The organism is Streptomyces sp. NPDC026394 (assembly GCF_055567735.1).
Window position 1 is genome coordinate 346,423 of the sequence record NZ_JBVHPX010000001.1, and the last position, 18,865, is coordinate 365,287.

The window sequence follows — 18,865 nt, forward strand, 5'->3', positions numbered from 1 at the left end:
CCCTACAGCCACCCGTTCCGCTTGAAGCCCCGGTGGATGAGGAAGCAGAGCGTGAGCGTGACGGCCATGACCAGGGGGTAGCCGAAGGTCCAGTGTTTCTCCGGCATGTGCTCAAAGTTCATGCCGTAGATGCCGCACACCATGGTCGGGACGGCGAGGATCGCCACCCAGGCGCTGATACGCCGCATGTCCTCGTTCTGCGCCACGGTGATCTGCGCGAGGTGCGCCTGGAGTATGGAGTTGAGCAGTTCGTCGAAGGCGTTGATCTGCTCGGTGACCCGCTCCAGGTGGTCCGACACGTCGCGGAAGTACGTGGTGATGTGCGGGTCCACCAGGGCCATCGGCTGGGTGGCCAGGGCCTGGAGTGGGCGGGCCAGGGGCGCCACCGCCCGTTTCAGCTCCAGGAGTTCCCGCTTGAGCTGGTAGATCCGGCCCGCGCCGGTGCCGGAGCCCTTGGTGCCGCCGCGCCGTTCCTCACTGCCGCTACGGCGCGGGCTCGCGGCGAAGACCTCGCTCTCGACATCGTCGATGTCGTCCTGCACGGCGGCGGTGACGTCCAGATAGTCGTCCACGACCAGGTCCGCGATGGCGTGCAGTACCGCCGAGGGGCCGACGGCCAGTTGCTCCGGGTCCGCCTCCAGTTGTTCGCGCAGCGGGCCCAGCGAGCCGTGGCCGCCGTGCCGGACCGTGATGACGAAGTCGGCGCCGGTGAAGACCATGATCTCGCCGGTGTCCACCACCTCGCTGGACTCGGTGAGCCGGTCGTGGTCCACGTAACAGACCGTCTTGAACACCGTGAACAGCGCGTTGTCGTAGCGCTCCAGCTTCGGCCGCTGATGGGCGTGCACCGCGTCCTCGACGGCCAGCGGGTGCAGCCCGAACAGTTCGGCGATGCCGGCGAACTCCTTCTCCGACGGCTCGTGCAGTCCGATCCACACGAAGCCGTCGCCGGAGTCGCGGACCCGCCGGAGGGCGTCGTCGGCCGGGTGGTCGCCGGGCTGCCGGACCCCGTGCTCGTAGACGGCGCAGTTCACCACGGCGGTGCCCAGCGGTGACCGGGCGGGGTGGCTGAGGTCGACACCACGGCGCTGCTGCTGCGGCAGCCGGACCGCTTTACGAAGGTTGCTGATCACCGACACCGCACCAGTATGGACCGGCCGTACGGCGGGGCGGGAGGCGTGTCGGCGGCTCCACATCCCTCCCGCCCGTACGGACCGGCCCACTCCGGCGCGTCCGCACCGGGTCGGCCCCCGGACGTACCGGGGGACGTACCGGGGCGGCCTCCGGGGATGCCGGGTCGGCCTCCGGGGATGCCGGGGCGGCCTCCGGAGATGCCGGGCTGGCCCCCGGACGTGCCGGGGACGTCCCGGACGTACCGGGTCGGCCCTGGCGTACCAGGATCAGCCGGGTGTACCGGGGACGGCCGGACGTACCGGGGCCGGCGGGGTGGGCCCGGGCCGCGGCCCGGGCCGGGACCCGGCGACGGCCGCGGCGGCGCCCGGCGACGTGTGCCGGGGCTGGCGTCCGGCGGCGTGCCGGGGCCGGCCCCCGCCGACGTGCCGGGGTCAGCGTCCGGCGACGTGCCGCGGACGCGCGGCGCCGAGGCCCATGACGACCTGCGGGACGAGCAGGACGAGCAGCACGACCACCGGCACCGTCCAGCCGCCCGAGGCGTCGTGCACGGCGCCCAGCACCGCGGGCCCGGTGGCCGCCAGGATGTAGCCGAAGCACTGGGCCATGCTGGACAACTGCGCGGTGTGCCGGATGTCCGGGGCGCGCTGGACGATGAACAGCAGGGCCAGGCTGATCGCCGCGCCCTGGCCGAGGCCCAGCAGCGTCATCCACACGTACGCGCCGCCGGCCGGCGCGGCCAGCATCCCGGCGAAACCGGCCGCGCAGAGCACCGCGCCGACCGTGGCCAGCGCACCGGCCGGCAGGCGACGGCCGACGATCACCGGGGCGAGGAAGGAGCCCACGATGCCCAGCAGCGAGGAGAACGACAGCATCCAGCCCGCGTCGCCCGCGCTCATCCCGGCGTCGGTGAGCATGGTCGGCAGCCAGGCGGCCGCCGCGTAGTAGCTGAGCGACTGGAGGCCCATGTACGCGGTGACCTGCCAGGCCAGCGGGGAGCGCCACAGACCGCGCACGGGGTGGGCCGCCTCACGGGCGGCGGAGGCGGAAATCCGCGTACGACTGCGGGTCTGCGGCAGCCACACCACCAGCGCGATGACCGCCAGCGAGCCCCAGCACGCCAGCGTGGCCTGCCAACTGAGCCCGGCCGCGCGCTGCACCGGCACGGTGACACCGGCCGCCAGGGCCGCGCCGCCGAACAGCGACATCGAGTACAGCCCGGTCATCAGTCCGGACCTGGCCGCGAAGTCGCGCTTGATCAGGCCCGGCAGCAGGACGTTGGCGACGGCTATGCCCGCGCCGATGACGATCGTCCCGGCGAACAGCGCCACCACCGAGTCCAGCAGTCGCAGCGCCGTACCCGCGCAGATCAGCGCCATGGTGCCGAGCAGCGAGCGTTCCATGCCGAAGCGGCGGCCGAGCCGCGGCGCGATCGGGGCGAGCAGGCCGAAGCAGAGCAACGGCAGCGCGGTCAGCAGGCTGGTGGCCGCGGCCGACATGCCGCTCTCGTCGCGGATGGTGCCGGCCAGCGGGGACACGGCGACGAGGGCGGGACGCAGGTTGAGCGCGAGGAGGATGACGCCGGCGCCCAGGTAGAGGGCGCGGCGCCCGGTGGCACCCGGCGCCGGGGCGGGCGGGGAGGCCTCCCCGGTAGGTGCGTCAGTGGGTGTGTCCGGCCGCGTGGCGCCGCCGGTGCCGGGGGCGCTCAGGGTGGCGGCCGGTCCGTGGTCATGCATGGTCTTCTTCTCCTGGGCTTGCTTCGCGTGCTCGGGGGGCCGCCGGAGCCTCGTCGTCGGGCCGGGTGGCGCGCAGCGCGTCCATGGCCTCGGTCAGGTGGGCCAGCGCGGCCTGCTCGGCGGCGTCCGGGTCTCGCGCCTCGATGGCGTCGACGATGGCGGTGTGCGCGTCGAACTGGTGCCGGACGGAATCGGGCAGCGGCCTGCCGATGACCGCCTGGAGCGTGGCGCGCAGGGCGTCGCTGAAGTGCTCGTACAGCTCCGCGAGGACACTGTTGTGCGCTGCGGCCGCGACGGTCCGGTGGAAGCGCATGTCCGCGTCGATGAACGCGGTGACGTCGCTGTTCTCCCAGGCGCGGTCGCGCTCGGCGAGGGCGGCCCGCAGCGCCGCGAGGTCGTCGTCGGTGCGGCGCAGCGCCGCGTAGCGGGCCGCGTCGCGCTCCAGGGACGCCCGGACCTCGTACGCCTCCAGGTCGGCGGCCCGGCGCAGCCGGCGCTGTACGGCCGCGCCGAAGTCGCTGTTGGCCCGTACGTACGTCCCGTCGCCCTGTCTCGGTTCCAGCATCCCGGTGTGCACGAGGGCGCGGACCGCCTCGCGGACGGTGTTGCGGCCCACGTCGAGCGTCTCGACGAGGACGGGTTCCGCGGGGATCTTCCCGCCGACCGGCCACTCGCCGTCGGTGATGAGCTGTTCCATCTGCTCGATGACAAGGTCCACCAGGCTGGTGCGGGCGGTGCTGCGCAGCGGCATGGACGCCGTCCTCCCTCTCGATTCCACCGGTGATGGGAACATCCCATGTTTGGCGGTGTCAAACAGCCGGGGTTAGCCTGGGACCGCCGGAGATCCCGCGATCACGGCACGGCGGTGGGGCCCGCCGGACCCGAACCGCGGCCTGCCGAGGCCGCCAACGGTCCCTGCTTGCAGAGCGGAACGCAGTACGCACGCACCGCGCGAGTAGGAGACGTATGACCACCGGAGCCCCCCGCCCGGCGACGGCCGCCGCCACGGCCCGCCCGGCCGCACCGCGCACCGCCGAGTCCTCCGGAGCGCAGTCGGCCCCCTCCCGTGCGCAGCCGCCCTGGCAGGGGCAGTGGCCCGTCGTCGGCGCGGTCGCGCTCGGCGGCGGCATCGGCGCGGCCCTCCGGTACGGAGCCACGCTGCTGTGGCCCACCGCCCCCGGGACGTTCCCCGTGACGGTCTTCCTGGTCAATGTCGTCGGCTGCGCGCTGATGGGCGTCCTGATGGCACTGATCGGCGAACGGGGGGCACCCCACCCGCTGCTGCGCCCGTTCCTCGGCACCGGTGTCCTCGGCGGGTTCACGACCTTCTCCACGTACACCGCGGACATCCGGCACCTGACGGACACCGGACGGCTCGCCCTCGGCCTGGCCTACCTGGCGGCCACCCTGCTCGCCGCGCTGGCGGCCGTGTGGGCCGCGCACGCGGGCACCCGGTACGCACTGGCCCGGCGCGGAGGTGCGCGGTGAACTGGCTGCTCGTGGTGGCCGGCGGGATGGCCGGCGCACCGCTGCGCTTCCTGACGGACCGCTTCGTGCAGTCCCGGCTCGGCACGGCCTTCCCCTGGGGGACGTTCACGGTCAATGTCGTGGGTTCGCTGGTGCTGGGTCTGGTCACCGGTGCGGTGGCGGCGGGCGCCGCTCCCTCGTCCCTGCACCTCCTGCTCGGGACCGGTCTGTGCGGAGCGCTGACGACGTACTCGACCCTCTCGTACGAGACGCTGCGGCTGGCCGCCGACGGAGCGCGGTGGCGTGCCGCTGCGAACGCGGCGGCGAGTGTGGCCGCCGGTCTCGCCGCGGTGTTCGCCGGTGTGGCCCTCGCCGAAGCGCTGTGGGTCTGAACGGGGCCGAGCGGGCCCGGAGCGGTACAGGGGTGACCGTACGGGCCGGGTGGGCGCGCCCGTGCGATGCGGCCCCCGTGCGAGTGAACGAATGAGGTCGAGTTTCGAACGGAACCTTTCTTCACCGCCGCCCGACGCCCAGCCGGAATACGCTGATGGCCGCGGTGCCCCGGACCCCGGTTCGCACGAAGGACAGTCAGTGCGGCATGTTTGAATTCAGGGGCGGTATCGCTATGGACCTTCACCACCGGATCCGTGTCAACAAGATCAACGTCGTGCGGCCCGAAGGGGAGTTGGACCTCATGACCGCCCCGCGCCTGCGCGCCCTGCTGCGGTGTGGGCACAGTCGCGCCGTCGGTCCGCCCCGGGTGATCGTCGATCTCGGCGCGGTGACCTTCATGGACTGCTCCGCGCTGCGGGAGCTGTGCGCCGCGCAGAACTGGGCCGTCGAGCAAGGCGGCTGGCTGCGCGTCGTGCACGCCCACCGCGGTATCGCCATCCTGCTCAGGGCGACCCGGCTGACCGGCCGCTTCCCCCGCTACGCGAGCGTACGGGACGCGCGCCGCGACCAGCTCGCGAACTGCTCGCCGTAGACCGGGTGTCCGACCCCCGCCGGGTTCCGGCCGCCGGACCCGGGGATCACGGTGCAGACGGTCTCCCGCCGGAGGCTTGCCGGAGGCATAGTAGCCGTGCGGCTTCGATCCGAGAGACGATGGACACGGGCCACGACCGGACGACGGTGGAAAGGGATGGTTGCCATGGCCCGTGAAGAACCCCTGCCCCAATCGCGGGCGGACTTACCCGAAGGACTCCTCGGCGACGTCGACTGCGCGGAGCTGCTGCGCTGCCTGTCCGCGGACTGCGCCGGCCTGCTCGGCGCCACCGCGGCCGTCGTCCTCCTCGCCGACGCGCACCACCGGCTCCGGGCGGTCGCCGAGTACGGAGACACCGCCCGCCTGCTGGGACCGGACGGGCCGCAGGAAGCCTGCGACCCGTACGCCGACTGCTACCGCAGCGGCACCGCCGAGACGGACATCGCCCTGACCGACCCGCGCACCGCCGCACGCTGGCCGCACTTCACCGCCCTCGCGCGGGAGCGGGGCCATGTGACGGCACACGCCCTGCCGATGCGCCTGCGCTCGCGGACCGTCGGCGTCCTGGCGCTCTTCTCCGGGACCGCCGCACCGCTCGGCGAGCAGACCGGCGCTTTCGCCCGCTCCCTGGCCGACCTGCTGGCCGTCGCCGCCGTACAGCGCGAGATCCTGGAACGCAGCCACGCCGAGCGGACACAGCTGCGGCACGCGCTCAGCTCCCGCGTCGTCATCGAACAGGCCAAGGGCATGCTCGCCGAACGCTGGACGACGAGCGTGGACGAGGCGTTCACGGTCTTCCGCGCCTATGCCCGCGCCCACCGCCGGCGGCTGCCGGACCTGGCCCGCCAGGTCGTCGACGGCACGCTCGACAGCGGCCTCGTCATGGAGTACTTCCTCAACCGAAGGTGATTTCCTGGATCCTGTGGAGGACCGGATGGCAGAAGTCTTCTTGCGGCGCCTGAGCAGGTGGCAGGCCGAGGCACAACGCGAGGCCGTCGCCGACCTGTACGTCGAGGCGTACCGCGGCCCCTCGGGCGAGGAGTTCCGCGGACGGGGGGCCTTTCTGCAGCGGTTCGCGGAGCACGTCCAGCGTCCCGGCTTCGAGATGGTGATCGCCAGCGGCCCGGCACTGGTCGGCTGCGCCTATGGATTCCCCGCCGAGCGGGACGGCCGGTGGTGGCAGGGGTTCAACGGGCAGGTACCGCGTGAGCTGGAGGAACTGACCGCCTCGGGCCGGGTGTTCGTCGTCGCCGAGCTGATGGTGCTGCCCGCGCACCGGCGCGGCCACGTCGCCACCCGGCTCCAGGAGACCCTGCTGATCCGCAGCAACGCCACGGCGGTCGTCACCCTCGTCGAGACGGCGAACGGCGCGGCGCGCTCCGCGGTACGGGCGTGGGGGTGGCAGCCCACGGGCCGGCTGCGCCGGTCCGAGGACGGAGAGCCGGAACTGGAGGCGTGGAGCCGGGAGCTGGCGCACTGAGGAACGGCGCAACGGTACGACCAGGGCCGGGCGCGCGGCGCGGAACGCGTACGCGCGCGGCAGGGCTCCGAGGAGCCCGCCGCGCGCGTAGACGTTGTCGGACCGCGGCGCCCGCGCGCCGTGGTGTCCCGGATCCGTGGCGTTGTCACGCCGTGCCGGACCCGCCGGGGAGAGGCCCGTCAGGGACGTACGCCCTTGAGTCCGTTGGCCCAGAGCTGGTCGACCTTGGCCCGCTCGGTCTGGTCCGGCTGCGAGTTTGTGCAGGACGGGCCGGGGCCGCCGCCGGACATCAGCTCGCTGCACGGGCCCTCGTAGTGGTCCGGCAGACCCAGCACGTGGCCGGTCTCGTGCGTGGTCACGCGGGTCGAGTCGTACTCCTTGTTCTGCTTGTAGTCCAGGAAGACGAAGCCCTTGCCGTGGCCGTCGGTGCTGGCGTAGGAGCCGCGCGCGTCGTCACCCTCGCGGTACTGGAAGTCGCCGCCGCTGCCTTCCTGCAGCTTCACGTTCTGCACCGCGCCGTTCCAGATCTGGGCGCTCCGGGCTATCTGGCTCTTGAACGTGGGGGCCGCGCTCGCGTCGTAGGTGACGGTGACGACCTTGAGGTTCGGGTGGGCCGCCTGCTTGGCCTTGACCGACTCCATGACGGCCTGGAAGAACGCCTTGGTGTCGGCCTGCTCGGCGGCCGAACCGGCGTACGCGGCGGCGGTGACCCGGTGGGTCTGGGGTGCGGAGGAGGCGGAGGCCGCCGTCGCGGGGACCGCGGCGGCCAGCGTGGCGACGAGGCCCAGGCCGAGGGCTGCCGACAGTGCCGTCTTGGGAGATCTCATGGTGGGGGGACTCCTTATCGTCCGTGGGGCCGTACGGTCGCCGTGTGGGGCGGCGGCCGGGACCCTGCGGAGGAACTCTTGGTGGCGGAGAGTCTGTTCGAGAAGATCCCGGGGCGCGGAGATGGCAGGTGGCGATAGCACCAGGGGATACCCCGAGGGGAAGCCGGCCCGAGCGTGTCCGAAGAGTCTGGTGTGACGTGCGCAAACGTCGTTATGCTCCGGTCGTGGAGCTCGAAGTGAGGCACCTTCGTGCGCTGTGCGCGATCGCCGACGCGGGCAGCGTACGCAAGGCCGCGCGACAACTGGGCATGACCCAGCCTTCCCTGACGACCCAGCTCCGCCGCATCGAGAACGCCCTGGGCGGCCAGTTGTTCTTCCGCGAGCGGACCGGCAGCCGGCCGACGCCGCTGGGGCACTCGGTGCTGAGCCGGGCCCGGCCGATAGTGGCCGACATGCGGGCGCTGGTCGACGAGATCGCCTCCGCCTCCCTGCGGGCCGACGGCGCACGGCTGTGCATCGGCAGCACCAGCAGCCGGGCGGTGGCGGGCTGGCTGCGACGGCTGCGGGCCAGGCTGCCCGACACGGACACCGCCATCCGTATCGACGTGTCCGCCAACGCGCTGTTGCAGATGGTGGCGATGGGGCAGCTCGACGTCGCCTTCGTGCACGAGGTGGAGGGCGCGCCGCTGCGCCGGCCGGACGGCCTCGTCGAGCGGGAACTGATCGCCCGGGAGCCGCAGTTCGTCGCCCTGGCGGCCGACCACCCGGCGGCCCGCCACCCGGTGGTCGAACTGGCCGAGCTGGCCGGTGACCAGTGGATGGTCGACCCGTCGGTGGACGGTGAGTGGACGGGGCTGCGCCGGGTCTTCGCGGCCGCGGGGCTGGACCCCCGGGTGGTGCACGGGGACTACCTCACGGCGGCCGACCTGGTCGCGGCGGGCGAGGTGGTCGCCCCCTGCCAGCCGACGTCCCGGCCCCGGCACGGCATGGCCATCCGCCCGCTGCGCGGCGACCCGCTGGCCGTCCGGCTCTTCATGGCCCACCGCCCCGGCGCCGCCCCGGCCGCCCCCGCCGACGCCCTCTTCGCCGACCTTACCGCCTCGTACATGGAGGTGGCCTGGGAGAGCACGGCGTACCGCGAGTGGCTCGTACGGCACGACGGGCCGTTGCCGATCGGGACGTGAGGCGGGGCGGGACCCGGCCGTGCGGCCGTGCGCGCCGCGCGTGACCTCCGGTCAGGCGGCTTCGCCCGCCGCGACCACGCGTGGCGTCACTTCGGGTCGAGCCGGCCCTCGACCACCTCGCGGGCGACGTCGGTCAGCAGCCGCCGGTGGGAGCGGGCGTAGCCGCGCAGGACGGTGAAGGCGGCGTCGGGGGAGAGGTTGTGGCGTGCGGTGAGCGCTCCCTTGGCCTGTTCGATGACGAGGCGGGTGCTCAGGGCGTGCTCCAGTTGGGCGGCGAGGGTACGGCTCGCCTCCACCTCGTGCTCGCGCAGCAGCGTCACGGCGGCGAAGTCCGCGAGCGGCTGGCCCAGCACCATCAGGTCACCGGTCAGCTCGGTCCGGCGGGTGGCGAGCAGGACCAGGGCGCCGACCGGTCCGGTGTGACCCCGTATCGGCAGGGCGGCGGCGTGGGTGCAGCCCAGGGCGAGCGCGCGGGGCGCGTAGCGCGGCCAGCGCTGCCGGGCCACCGCCCCGCTCAGGGCCGTGCCGCCGAGCGCCCGGCCGGTGCGGCAGCAGGCGGGGCCGGGGCCTTCGCCCCAGGCGACCGCGTCCGTTTCGAGGCGGCGGACGTCGGCGTCGGAGGCCGCCACCCGGGGGGCGGCGCAGGCTCCGGGGGAGAAGGTCACGGCGGTCGCCCGGACCGCGAGCAGTTCCTTGCTGCGGTCGGTGAGCCGGTCCAGCAGCGTGGGGACGCCGGGCGGCCCCTGCCCTCCGCCGCCCGCCAGCTCCACGAAGACGGAGGCGAGATGGTGCGGAGCTGTGGTCATGGGTGGAGATCCCCTCGGTGCGTTCAGCTGCCCTGGGCGAGTTTCAGCGTGCCGCGCAGGATCTGTACGGCGATGGCGTCCGGCGGCTGCCCGTCGGCGAAGGCGCGTGCTTTGATCATGGCGAGCGCGTCCTGCACCCGGCGGCCGGCCTGGACGGAGAGTATTCCGGCGGCCTGCTGGACACAGTCCCGGTGGTCGGCGTCCTCGTACAGCTCGGGGTCGGCGTCGGGGCCGAGGAGCACCGTACGGGTCAGTGCGTCGGCGATCACCGTGAGCGTCTCGGCGGCGACCGGGCCGCCGCCGGGGTCGAAGACCGCGAGCGCGCCGATACAGCTTCCTTCGGTACGCAGCGGAGCGGTGAGCACCTCGTGGATGCCCAGGGAGGTCAGCGCGGGACCGTACGCGGGCCAGCGGCTCTCGATGGCCCGGCCGGCCGCCGAGATCAGGCAGCCGCCCACCGAGGCGTCGTGCGCCGGCCCTTCGCCGAGCACGAATTCCAGGTCCTGCGCGGCCCGGGAAGGCTCGTCCGACGAGGCGACGGAGAGCTGGCCGTGGTCGGGGCCCGTCAGGGTGAGCGCCACGCTGGCCGTCCCGCACGCTTCCGCGACGCCGGTCATGAAGCGCGGGCGGCTGGTCTCGTCCCCGCCCCATGCGGACATCCGGTCGGCGTACGCCTCCTGGAGGCGCGCCGAGGACAGATGGCACTTCGCCGACCGGCGGTAGGCGTTCGCGAGATGGAGGTGGAGGCCCCCGGCGGACGAGGCCGCCAAGATCTCCTGCTGTTCGGCGCACGCGATGGCGTGTTCGGCGCGCTGGCGTGCCCTGGCCGCACGGCGACGCGCAAGCTGTGCCTGGACGTCCCTGCGTTGGCCCCGAACCATGTTCTCAGCGTACGCCCATGGTGGCGCTCAGTCGCCGTTGTCGCCGCGGTCCGCTTCCAGCAGCAGGACGACTCCGCCGTTGTGCCGGTCGAACGGGGAACAGAGCACGTTGCAGGTGATGGGCCGTCCGATCCGGTTGACGGCCGAGACCCGCGAGGGCGCCGTCCGCTTGCCGGACTCCAGGCACTTCTCCACGGCCGGGAGCAGCGTCTCGGTGGGCAGGCCGAAGTCCAGCGCGAAGAACGGTTCGTCGATCACCTCGTCCGGGCGCAGCCCCCACATGTCCACCGCGCCGCGGTTCCAGCTCTTGACCCTCAGCTTTTTGTCGAGGACGACCACGCCCGCTGCGATGGAGGTGACGACCCCTTCGAGGAAGGCACGGGCCTCGTCCAGCTCCTCGGTGCGGGTACGCATCTCCTCGTTCATCGTCTCCAGTTCCTCGTTGCCCGACTGGAGCTCTTCGTTGGTGGTCTCCAGCTCTTCGTTGGTCGACTGGAGTTCCTCGTTGGTGGTCTCCAGTTCCTCGATGCTCGACTGGAGCTCTTCGTTGGTGGTCTCCAGCTCCTCGTTGGTGGACTGGAGTTCCTCGTACGCCGTCTCCAGGTCCTCGCGGACCCGTTTGTTCTCCGACTTGAGCTGGGTGGCGACGGTGACGTCGGTGAAGGTGATGTTGGTGGCCGCCAGCAGCCCGTTGGAGCCCGTCAGCGGCTGGATGAGGATGTCGAAGTACTGGGTCTCCTCGCCGACCCGTCGCTCGGCGCCGTTGACCCGCAGCGTGCGGCGCTCGTGGGTGGCCTGCTCGATGAGGGAGCGCAGTTCGACGGGGCGGTAGGAGATCTCCAGGTCCTGGAAGGGCCGGCCGATGTCGTTGGAGGTCAGGCCGAACTGGGCCCGCGCCTGGCCGTTGATCAGCACCGCGGTGCCCTCGCCGTCGACCGCGATGGCCGGGGCGGGGTTGGCGTCCAGGATCAGGTCGCGTAGCTGCCGGCTGCGGGCCGCGTTGGTCAGCTTCTCGGTGCCCGCCCCGACCCGGATCTTCGCGGGTGCGGAGTGGTACGGCGGTCCGGCGTCCCCGGGGCGCCGCCGGAAGGCGCGCTGGCGCATGCTGAGCACTTCGAACCGCTCGGCGTCGTTGAGCAGCATCTCGGCCTTGCCGAGGAAGAGGAAGCCGCGCTCGCGCAGCGCGAAGTGGAACCGGTCGATGATCTGCCGTTGCGCCTCGACGTTGAAGTACATCAGGGCGTTGCGGCAGACCAGCAGGTCCAGCCGGGAGATCGGGGCGTCGCGGGTGATGTCGTGCCGCCCGAAGATGACCCGGCGGCGCAGGTCGGTGCGGAAGGTGAAGCGGGTCCCGTTCTGCTCGAAGTAGGTGTCGCGCAGCTCGGGGGAGAGCGGCTCCAGCGCCTTCGCCGTGTACAGACCGGAGCGGGCGTCGCGCAGGGCCTCCTCGTCCACGTCGGTGGCGTAGATCTTGACCCGGTTCAGGGCCTCCTCCACGCCCATCGCCTCGGCGAACATGATGGCGAGGGAGTACGCCTCCTCGCCGCTGGAGCAGCCCGCGCTCCAGACCCGGATCTCCTCGTCGGCGGCGGTGTCCGCGAGCAGCTCGGGCACCACCTCGCGCTGCAGGAACGTCCAGGCGTCCGGGTCGCGGAAGAAGGACGTCACATTGATCAGAATGGTGTTGAAGAGCGCGTTGAACTCCTCGGCGTTCGTCTCCAGGCGGTCGCGGTAGTCCGCGTAGGTCTCGGTCTCGACATCCGCCATCCGCTTGCGGATGCGCCGGCCCAGCGACGAACGCTTGTAGCCGGTGAAGTCGAATCCGCGGGCGTCCCTCAGGAAGCCGAGCAGCCGCTCCAGCTCCTCGTCGGTCTCGACATCCCGAACGTGACCCATCACTGCCTCTTGGCCTCGACAAGACCGCGGATCACCGCGGCGATCTCCTCCAGAGGCAGCACGAAGTCCACCGATCCCGTGCTCACCGCTGCCTCTGGCATTCCCTTGAACTCGGCGGTAAGGGGATCTTCCGCGATCACCGTGCCGCCGCGTGACCTGACGGCGTCCACCCCCATGGCGCCGTCGCTGCCGGTCCCGGTCAGCACACAGGCGATCGCCTGCGCCCCGTAGGCCCCGGCGACCGACTCGAAGAGCAGGTCGGCGGAGGGACGCAGGAAGTGGACCAGTTCGCTCCCGGAGAGCGTCAGCGTACCTCCGGGGCCCACCAGGAGGTGCCGGTCGGGGGGCGCGATGCAGACCGTGCCGGGCCGGGCCCGCTCGCCGTCCTCGGCCAGCTTGACCCGCAGCGCGGTACGCCGGCCGATCACCTCGGCGATGACGGTGCGGTGCCGGGGGTCGAGGTGCTGGACCACCAGGACCGGAACCGGCAGGTCCGGCCCGAGGCCGCCGAGGACCGTGGTCAGGGCCTTGATGCCGCCCGCGGACGACGCGAGGGCCACGACCTCGAAGCGGCCCGCTGCGCCGCGGTCTGTCGTCACGTTCCGAGCCTATCGAAAGCCGGGCGCGGCGGCGGGGGCGCGGAGCTGCCGACGTGCGGAAACAACCGCCCCCGGCCTGCCGGGCGCCGGCGGACGGCGCCCGCGCGGGCCGGGGGCGGCGGCGGTGCGTACCGGAGCGGCCGCGCGTCCCGGTCGGGACGCGCGGCCGCCGTGGCGCGGGGCGGGTCAGCCCTGCTTGGTCTCCCAGAAGATCTTGTCGATCTGGGCGATGTAGTCCAGGGCCTTCTGACCGGTCGCCGGGTCGTTGGAGCCCTTCGCGGCGCTCAGCGCCTTGAGGGTGTCGTTGACCAGCTGGTGCAGCTCCGGGTACTTCTCGAAGTGCGGCGGCTTGAAGTAGTCGCTCCACAGCACCGAGACGTGGTGCTTGGCCAGCTCCGCGCGCTGCTCCTTGATGAGGACGGCGCGGGTACGGAAGTCCGCGTCCTCGTTGGCCTGGTACTTCTCCTGGACGGCCTTGACCGATTCGGCCTCGATACGGGCCTGGGCCGGGTCGTACACGCCGCACGGCAGGTCGCAGTGGGCGCTGACCTTCACCTTGGGGGCGAACAGGCGGGAAAGCATGTTCAGTCCTTCCTCGTGATCGTCTTCTCAGGTGCGAGATTACTCGCCGGGGGAAGGCTTTTCTCGGGTGGCTCGGGGTCTTAGGGCAAAAGGCCGGTTCCGGGCCGGGTCTGATGGAGGATGGGACCGGTGACGGACGACCGGGCCGTGGTGGTCACCGGGCTGGGACCGGGAGGTGTGACGGGGATGCCGGAGCGGGTGGAAGAGCGCGGGCCGGAGCAGGGTGAGGAGCACGGGCGGGAGCGCGGCGGACTGCTGCGGGCCTTCGGCCTCGCCGAGGTCTACAACCCGTCGATGGTGCCGACGCTGCGGCCCGGCGACCAGTTGGTGGTGCAGTACGGGGCGGTGGTGCGGGCGGGTGACGTGGTCGTGCTGCGGCACCCGTTCCGGCAGGACCTGCTGATCGTCAAACGGGCCGTCGAGCGGCGCGACGGCGGCTGGTGGGTCCAGGGGGACAATCCGTTCGTGGAGAACGACAGCCGCGAGTTCGGGGTGGTGCCCGACGAGCTGGTGATCGCGCGCGCCTGGGTGCGGGTGCGGCCGCCGCGCGGTGTTCAGCGCTCGCTGTCGGGCGCGCTGTCCTGGGCGGTCTCCGCGGTGCGTCCGGTACGGGCCGACCGCTCGCTGTCCAGGCGCTTGCGGGCCCGGTAGGCCGCGACGTTGGCGCGGGTCGCGCAGCGGTCCGAGCAGTAGCGCCGGGAGCGGTTGGTCGAGGTGTCGAGGTAGGCGTTGCGGCACGGGCGTGCCTGGCAGATGCCGAGCCGGTCGACGCCCAGCTCGGTGAGCTGGAAGGCCAGGCCCATGGAGGCGGTGGCGGTGTAGCCGGCGGTGGCGTTGGCCGCGTGGTCGGCGATGTGCAGGTGCCACTTGGGGCGCCCGTCCTCGTCGCGGAACTCGTGCCCGGAGACCTGCGGGCTCACCGGGAACTCCATCATCAGCGCGTTGAGCAGGTCCACCGCCCGGACCTCGTCGCCCTCGTCCGCCGCCTCGAAGACGGCGCGCAGCCGGGCCCGTACGCCGCGCAGGCGGGTCACGTCGCTCTCGTTGGCCCGGCGGGCCATCTGCTGGGCGGGCCCGAACAGCTCGCGGACGGCCTCCACCGAGGTCAGGGTGTCGCCGCCGCGCTCGGGCTGCTCGGTGTTGACCAGGCGAACGGCATAGTCCGAGTAATAGGCCAGTTCCACTTGTAGTCCTTACGGGCGCGGTCTAGTGTTCGTAATAGGTGTTGTTGCTACGAGGGTATTACGGCCTGGAGGTAACGGTATGACCGAGACTGTCGTCGGTACTGACTGGCAGGGCTGGCAGGACAGTTGGGACCGCCAGCAGGAGTGGTACATGCCGGACCGCGAGGAGCGGTTCCGCGTGATGCTCGACATGGTCGAGGCGCTGGTGGGCACCGAGCCCCGGGTGCTGGACCTGGCCTGTGGCACGGGCAGTATCTCCGACCGGCTGCTCAAGCGCTTCCCCAAGGCCGTCAGCGTGGGCGTGGACCTCGACCCGGCCCTGCTGGCCATCGCCGGCGGACACTTCGCCGGCGACGACCGGGTGACGTTCGTCCGCGCGGACCTCAAGGACCCCCGGTGGACCGACGCCCTGCCCCACGACTCGTACGACGCCGTGCTCACCGCCACCGCCCTGCACTGGATGCACACCGGGCCGCTGCGCGGGCTGTACGGGCAGCTCGGCGGGCTCGTCAGGGAGGGCGGTGTCTTCATGAACGCCGACCACATGCCCGAAGGGGACACCCCGCGCATCGACGCCGCCGAGCGCGCCTTCCGGCACGCGCGCCAGGACGAGGCCAAGGCGGCGGGCGCCCTGGACTGGCGTGGCTGGTGGGACAAGGCCGCCGCCGACCCGGTGCTCGCCGGGCCGACCGCCGAGCACTTCGCGATCTACGGCGAGCACGCCGAGGGTGACACCCCTTCGGTGACGTGGCACTGCGAGGTGCTGCGCGAGTCCGGTTTCGGTGAGGCACGTGCGGTGTGGCGCTCACCCTCGGACGCGCTGGTCCTCGGGCTGAAGTAGCGCGCGTACGGTTCGTCCGACGGCCGGGCGGTACGTACTGGGCGCCTGCCGCGCCCGTACGTACCGCCCGTCGTGTGTCGCACGGCCGTGCCCGCCGGGTCAGAGCACCTTCGACAGGAACGACTTGGTGCGCTCGTGCTGCGGCTTGCCCAGCACGTCGCGCGGGTGCCCGGACTCGACCACCACACCGTCGTCCATGAAGACCAGCGAGTCGCCGACCTCGCGCGCGAAGCCCATCTCGTGCGTGACGACGATCATCGTCATGCCGTCCGACGCCAGGTCCTTCATCACGTCCAGCACATCGCCCACCAGCTCCGGGTCGAGCGCCGAGGTCGGCTCGTCGAAGAGCATCAGCTTCGGCTCCATGGCCAGCGCGCGGGCGATCGCGACGCGCTGCTGCTGGCCGCCGGAGAGCTGCGACGGGTAGTTGCCGGCCTTGTCGGCCAGGCCGACCCGGTCCAGCAGCTTGCCCGCGCGCTCCCGGGCGGTCGCCTTGGACTCGCCCTTCACCTGGACCGGCGCCTCCATGATGTTCTCCAGCGCCGTCATGTGCGGGAAGAGGTTGAAGCGCTGGAAGACCATGCCGATGTCACGGCGGCGCGCGGCCACCTCGCGGTCGCGCAGCTCGTACAGCTTGCCGTTGGCCTCCCGGTAGCCGACCAGCTCGCCGTCGACCGACAGCCGGCCGGCGTTGATCTTCTCCAGGTGGTTGATGCAGCGCAGGAACGTCGACTTGCCGGAGCCGGACGGGCCGATCAGGCAGAACACCTCACGGGGCGCGACCTCCAGGTCGATGCCCTTGAGGATGTGGGCCGTGCCGAAGGACTTGTGGACGCCCTCGGCCTTGACCATGGGGGTGGGCTTGCTGGTCATGCGGCACCTCCGGCCGACGAACGGTTCGCGCCGCCGGACAGCCGGGCCCGCAGCCGCTGGACCGGCGTGGGCGGCAGTTGGCGGCTGGCGCCGCGGGCGTAGTAGCGCTCCAGGTAGTACTGGCCGACGCTGAGCACCGAAGTGGCGATCAGGTACCAGACCGCGGCGAGGATGAGCATCTCCACCACGGGGCCGGCGTCACGGCCCACGTTCTGCGCCGATTGCAGCAGGTCGTAGTACTGCACCGCGATGACCAGCGACGAGGTCTTGAGCATGTTGATGACCTCGTTGCCGGTCGGCGGCACGATCACCCGCATCGCCTGCGGCACGACGATCCGGCGCAGCGTCTTGCCGTGGCTCATGCCCAGCGCGTGCGCCGCCTCGGTCTGGCCCTCGTCGACGGCGAGCAGGCCGCCGCGGCAGATCTCCGCCATGTACGCGGCCTCGTTGAGACCGAGGCCCAGCAGCGCGCACAGGAACGGGGTCATGAAGTCCGACCACTCGTCCTTGTAGATCGGCATGATGTCGATGTACTGGAAGACCAGGCCCAGGTTGAACCAGAGGAACAACTGGACGTAGACCGGCGTACCGCGGAAGAACCAGACGTAGAACCACGCGACCGTCGAGGTCACCGGGTTCTTCGACTGCCGCATCACGGCCAGGACGACGCCGAGGACGATGCCGATGACCATCGACAGCACCGTGATCAGCAGGGTGTTGCGCAGACCCCGCAGGATGTCCGCGTTGAACATGTAGTCGGGTATCGCGCCCCAGTTGACCTTGCCGGCGGCGAAGGCCCGCACGAGCAGGACGAGCAGCGCGAGAACGACCAGCGCCGCCACCCAGCGCCCGTAGTGCCGGACGGGAATGGCCTTGATCGGCTCGGGAGCGGGCGGCGGGGCGTCCGCCGGCGGCTGGGCCGGCTTGTCGACGTCAACTGACACGGGTGTTGCCTTTCAGCTTTCGGCGGGAGGGACGGGCCGTGCGCGGCCGGGCGGGCACGCGGGCGGGCGGGGCTCGGGCAGGCGCTCAGCTGCCGCCGTTGAGCTTCACTTCCTTGACCGCGGCGTCCGTGACGTTCCACTTCTTGAGCACCTGCGCGTAGCTGCCCTTCTTGACGATGGCCTCCATGGCCGCCTTGAGGGCGTCGCGCAGCTTCGGGCTGTCCTTGGGCACCGCGATGCCGTACGGGGCGGCCTTGACCGGCGCGCCGCCGACCAACTGGAAGTCGTTGCCGCCACCGGAGGTCTTGACCGCGTACGCCGCGACCGGGTAGTCGCTGGAGACCGCGTCCACACCGCCGGTACGCAGCCGCGTCTGCGCCTCGGTGTCGTTGTCGAACGCCTCGATGGAGATCGCGTCCGTGCCGGACTCCTCGCACTTCTTCGTCTGGTCCTTGGCCAGGTCGTGCGAGACGGTGCCGCGCTGCACCGCGATCTTCTTGCCGCACAGCGCTTCCCAGCCGTCGATCCCCTGGGTCTTGCCCTTCTGCGTGTAGATCGAGACGCCGACGTCGAGGTAGTCGACGAAGTCGACACCGTCGCTGACCTTCTTGCCGGTGGTGCTGTCCACGCCCTGCTGGCGGTCCTTGGTGTCGGTCATCGCCGACATGGCGATGTCGTAGCGCTTGGACTTCATGCCGCCCATGAGGGTGTCGAAGGTGGCGTTGTTGAAGTTGAGCTTGACGCCCAACTCCTCGCCCAGCGCTTCGGCGAGGTCCGGGTCGATGCCGGTGACCTTGCCGTCGGTACGGAACTCCACCGGCTTGTAGGTGATGTCCGAACCGACCTGGATCATCGCCTTGTCCTGGATCTCCTTGGGCAGGAGATTGAACAGCGGGGCGTCCGGGTTGCGGTTCTTGGCCGCCTCGCGCTTGGCGATCGCCGCGTCGGTCTGGTCACCGCAGGCGCTGAGCAGCAGCAGCGAGGCCGCGACCGCGGTCGCGGCGGCCACGGCTGAACGAGACCTGCCGGGGGCCGGGCGACGGGTGGGGCGTGCGGTCATGCTGATCCTCCTGCGGATGAGGGAGAAGCCGACTGAGCAGGGGCCGGGCACACACCTTCGGGCGTCGCGACCTCGTTCGGTGACGGAATCCTGCCATCCGGACACCGCTATCCGGACTGCCGTCCAGGTCAAAATCGGATAACGGACGGGGACGAAGCCGTACATCCCAGGTGTCCCTTGGGGAGAACGCGCCAAGTGACCGGCAGACCGCCCGGCCGGACGGGCCCGCGTCTCGCAGTACGGACACCGCACGGGGAACTTCCGACGGTTCGCGCTGTTCACCCCTGATGCCGAGGTTGTGACCCCAGAGGTGACTCATGGGTAACGAATCCGACTCGTCGGGGCGCACGCCCGTCCGGTAGAAAGGTTCGTTACACCCCTCATCCGGG

21 protein-coding genes are annotated in these 18,865 nt (G+C 71.7%); 8 read left to right on the forward strand and 13 right to left on the reverse strand.

What is annotated here, in order from left to right:
* Positions 1-2: 2 nt before the first annotated feature.
* The 3 genes from ACZ4QV_RS01585 to ACZ4QV_RS01595 all read right to left on the reverse strand — a co-directional run bounded on the left by ACZ4QV_RS01585 (position 3) and on the right by ACZ4QV_RS01595 (position 3,618).
* Positions 3-1,133 (reverse strand): magnesium and cobalt transport protein CorA, encoded by a 1,131-nt coding sequence (locus ACZ4QV_RS01585; protein WP_361147367.1) that lies wholly within the window; start codon positions 1,131-1,133, stop codon positions 3-5.
* Positions 1,134-1,565: 432 nt separating this feature from the next.
* Complete coding sequence (locus ACZ4QV_RS01590) at positions 1,566-2,867, reverse strand: CynX/NimT family MFS transporter (protein ID WP_361640224.1); 1,302 nt, start codon at positions 2,865-2,867, stop codon at positions 1,566-1,568.
* A complete protein-coding gene (locus tag ACZ4QV_RS01595; RefSeq protein ID WP_361619893.1) occupies positions 2,860-3,618 on the reverse strand; it encodes a FadR/GntR family transcriptional regulator in 759 nt (252 codons plus the stop codon). The genes ACZ4QV_RS01590 and ACZ4QV_RS01595 overlap by 8 nt, the downstream gene beginning before the upstream one ends.
* A 215-nt stretch (positions 3,619-3,833) precedes the next feature.
* On the opposite strand from ACZ4QV_RS01595, the gene ACZ4QV_RS01600 reads away from it, so the two are divergent.
* From ACZ4QV_RS01600 to ACZ4QV_RS01620, 5 genes are all read left to right on the forward strand, one after another.
* Positions 3,834-4,355 (forward strand): fluoride efflux transporter FluC, encoded by a 522-nt coding sequence (locus ACZ4QV_RS01600; protein ID WP_361586303.1) that lies wholly within the window; start codon positions 3,834-3,836, stop codon positions 4,353-4,355.
* On the forward strand, positions 4,352-4,726 hold the full coding sequence (crcB, locus tag ACZ4QV_RS01605) for a fluoride efflux transporter CrcB (RefSeq protein ID WP_361619891.1): 375 nt from the start codon (positions 4,352-4,354) through the stop codon (positions 4,724-4,726). The genes ACZ4QV_RS01600 and crcB overlap by 4 nt, the downstream gene beginning before the upstream one ends.
* Before the next feature lie 233 nt (positions 4,727-4,959).
* Complete coding sequence (locus ACZ4QV_RS01610; protein WP_361146717.1) at positions 4,960-5,319, forward strand: STAS domain-containing protein; 360 nt, start codon at positions 4,960-4,962, stop codon at positions 5,317-5,319.
* Positions 5,320-5,484: 165 nt separating this feature from the next.
* Positions 5,485-6,228 (forward strand): GAF and ANTAR domain-containing protein, encoded by a 744-nt coding sequence (locus tag ACZ4QV_RS01615; protein ID WP_361146715.1) that lies wholly within the window; start codon positions 5,485-5,487, stop codon positions 6,226-6,228.
* A 25-nt stretch (positions 6,229-6,253) separates the two neighbouring features.
* The gene (locus ACZ4QV_RS01620) at positions 6,254-6,799 is read left to right on the forward strand and encodes a hypothetical protein (protein WP_361146712.1); all 546 of its coding nucleotides are present in this window, start codon (positions 6,254-6,256) and stop codon (positions 6,797-6,799) included.
* A gap of 179 nt (positions 6,800-6,978) precedes the next feature.
* On the opposite strand, the gene snpA is transcribed toward ACZ4QV_RS01620, so the two are convergent.
* Positions 6,979-7,626, reverse strand: a complete 648-nt coding sequence (gene snpA / locus ACZ4QV_RS01625; RefSeq protein ID WP_361619849.1) for a snapalysin — start codon at positions 7,624-7,626, stop codon at positions 6,979-6,981.
* A gap of 224 nt (positions 7,627-7,850) precedes the next feature.
* Between snpA and ACZ4QV_RS01630 the strand changes: the two genes are divergently transcribed.
* On the forward strand, positions 7,851-8,810 hold the full coding sequence (locus ACZ4QV_RS01630) for a LysR family transcriptional regulator (protein WP_361146706.1): 960 nt from the start codon (positions 7,851-7,853) through the stop codon (positions 8,808-8,810).
* 86 nt (positions 8,811-8,896) lie between these two features.
* Here the strand turns inward: ACZ4QV_RS01630 and ACZ4QV_RS01635 are convergent, their stop codons facing one another.
* The 5 genes from ACZ4QV_RS01635 to sodN all read right to left on the reverse strand — a co-directional run bounded on the left by ACZ4QV_RS01635 (position 8,897) and on the right by sodN (position 13,574).
* A complete protein-coding gene (locus ACZ4QV_RS01635; protein WP_361586296.1) occupies positions 8,897-9,616 on the reverse strand; it encodes an ANTAR domain-containing protein in 720 nt (239 codons plus the stop codon).
* A 23-nt stretch (positions 9,617-9,639) separates the two neighbouring features.
* The gene (locus ACZ4QV_RS01640) at positions 9,640-10,497 is read right to left on the reverse strand and encodes a GAF domain-containing protein (protein WP_361586294.1); all 858 of its coding nucleotides are present in this window, start codon (positions 10,495-10,497) and stop codon (positions 9,640-9,642) included.
* A 27-nt stretch (positions 10,498-10,524) separates the two neighbouring features.
* Positions 10,525-12,393 (reverse strand): CheR family methyltransferase, encoded by a 1,869-nt coding sequence (locus ACZ4QV_RS01645; protein ID WP_361586291.1) that lies wholly within the window; start codon positions 12,391-12,393, stop codon positions 10,525-10,527.
* On the reverse strand, positions 12,393-12,992 hold the full coding sequence (locus tag ACZ4QV_RS01650; protein WP_361146694.1) for a chemotaxis protein CheB: 600 nt from the start codon (positions 12,990-12,992) through the stop codon (positions 12,393-12,395). Before ACZ4QV_RS01650 ends, ACZ4QV_RS01645 begins: the two co-directional genes overlap by 1 nt.
* Positions 12,993-13,178: 186 nt before the next feature.
* Positions 13,179-13,574 (reverse strand): superoxide dismutase, Ni, encoded by a 396-nt coding sequence (gene sodN, locus ACZ4QV_RS01655; protein ID WP_030017226.1) that lies wholly within the window; start codon positions 13,572-13,574, stop codon positions 13,179-13,181.
* A gap of 186 nt (positions 13,575-13,760) precedes the next feature.
* On the opposite strand from sodN, the gene sodX reads away from it, so the two are divergent.
* Positions 13,761-14,225: a nickel-type superoxide dismutase maturation protease gene (gene sodX, locus ACZ4QV_RS01660; protein WP_032926229.1), complete on the forward strand. Its 465-nt coding sequence runs from the start codon at positions 13,761-13,763 to the stop codon at positions 14,223-14,225.
* On the opposite strand, the gene ACZ4QV_RS01665 is transcribed toward sodX, so the two are convergent.
* Complete coding sequence (locus ACZ4QV_RS01665; protein WP_361146689.1) at positions 14,129-14,758, reverse strand: CGNR zinc finger domain-containing protein; 630 nt, start codon at positions 14,756-14,758, stop codon at positions 14,129-14,131. The two genes, sodX and ACZ4QV_RS01665, sit on opposite strands and share 97 nt — an antisense overlap.
* Before the next feature lie 79 nt (positions 14,759-14,837).
* On the opposite strand from ACZ4QV_RS01665, the gene ACZ4QV_RS01670 reads away from it, so the two are divergent.
* Complete coding sequence (locus tag ACZ4QV_RS01670; RefSeq protein WP_361146686.1) at positions 14,838-15,599, forward strand: class I SAM-dependent methyltransferase; 762 nt, start codon at positions 14,838-14,840, stop codon at positions 15,597-15,599.
* Between the two features lie 99 nt (positions 15,600-15,698).
* Here the strand turns inward: ACZ4QV_RS01670 and ACZ4QV_RS01675 are convergent, their stop codons facing one another.
* The 3 genes from ACZ4QV_RS01675 to ACZ4QV_RS01685 form a co-directional block, all read right to left on the reverse strand.
* The gene (locus tag ACZ4QV_RS01675; protein WP_078623906.1) at positions 15,699-16,451 is read right to left on the reverse strand and encodes an amino acid ABC transporter ATP-binding protein; all 753 of its coding nucleotides are present in this window, start codon (positions 16,449-16,451) and stop codon (positions 15,699-15,701) included.
* 17 nt (positions 16,452-16,468) lie between these two features.
* Positions 16,469-17,416, reverse strand: coding sequence for an amino acid ABC transporter permease (locus tag ACZ4QV_RS01680; protein WP_361146680.1), 948 nt, complete (start codon positions 17,414-17,416; stop codon positions 16,469-16,471).
* A gap of 85 nt (positions 17,417-17,501) precedes the next feature.
* Entirely contained in the window at positions 17,502-18,476 is a 975-nt protein-coding gene (locus ACZ4QV_RS01685) for an ABC transporter substrate-binding protein (protein ID WP_361639552.1), read from the reverse strand.
* Between the last annotated feature and the right edge of the window lie 389 nt (positions 18,477-18,865).

Bases quoted from the DNA above. Each gene is read 5' to 3' on its own strand.
- ACZ4QV_RS01590 (WP_361640224.1), bottom strand. From the start codon at position 2,867: ATGCATGACCACGGACCGGCCGCCACCCTGAGCGCCCCCGGCACCGGC.
- ACZ4QV_RS01595 (WP_361619893.1), bottom strand. From the start codon at position 3,618: ATGCCGCTGCGCAGCACCGCCCGCACCAGCCTGGTGGACCTTGTCATC.
- ACZ4QV_RS01600 (WP_361586303.1), top strand. From the start codon at position 3,834: ATGACCACCGGAGCCCCCCGCCCGGCGACGGCCGCCGCCACGGCCCGC.
- ACZ4QV_RS01610 (WP_361146717.1), top strand. From the start codon at position 4,960: ATGGACCTTCACCACCGGATCCGTGTCAACAAGATCAACGTCGTGCGG.
- ACZ4QV_RS01615 (WP_361146715.1), top strand. From the start codon at position 5,485: ATGGCCCGTGAAGAACCCCTGCCCCAATCGCGGGCGGACTTACCCGAA.
- ACZ4QV_RS01620 (WP_361146712.1), top strand. From the start codon at position 6,254: ATGGCAGAAGTCTTCTTGCGGCGCCTGAGCAGGTGGCAGGCCGAGGCA.
- snpA (WP_361619849.1), bottom strand. From the start codon at position 7,626: ATGAGATCTCCCAAGACGGCACTGTCGGCAGCCCTCGGCCTGGGCCTC.
- ACZ4QV_RS01635 (WP_361586296.1), bottom strand. From the start codon at position 9,616: ATGACCACAGCTCCGCACCATCTCGCCTCCGTCTTCGTGGAGCTGGCG.
- ACZ4QV_RS01640 (WP_361586294.1), bottom strand. From the start codon at position 10,497: ATGGTTCGGGGCCAACGCAGGGACGTCCAGGCACAGCTTGCGCGTCGC.
- ACZ4QV_RS01645 (WP_361586291.1), bottom strand. From the start codon at position 12,393: ATGGGTCACGTTCGGGATGTCGAGACCGACGAGGAGCTGGAGCGGCTG.
- sodN (WP_030017226.1), bottom strand. From the start codon at position 13,574: ATGCTTTCCCGCCTGTTCGCCCCCAAGGTGAAGGTCAGCGCCCACTGC.
- sodX (WP_032926229.1), top strand. From the start codon at position 13,761: ATGCCGGAGCGGGTGGAAGAGCGCGGGCCGGAGCAGGGTGAGGAGCAC.
- ACZ4QV_RS01670 (WP_361146686.1), top strand. From the start codon at position 14,838: ATGACCGAGACTGTCGTCGGTACTGACTGGCAGGGCTGGCAGGACAGT.
- ACZ4QV_RS01675 (WP_078623906.1), bottom strand. From the start codon at position 16,451: ATGGTCAAGGCCGAGGGCGTCCACAAGTCCTTCGGCACGGCCCACATC.
- ACZ4QV_RS01685 (WP_361639552.1), bottom strand. From the start codon at position 18,476: ATGACCGCACGCCCCACCCGTCGCCCGGCCCCCGGCAGGTCTCGTTCA.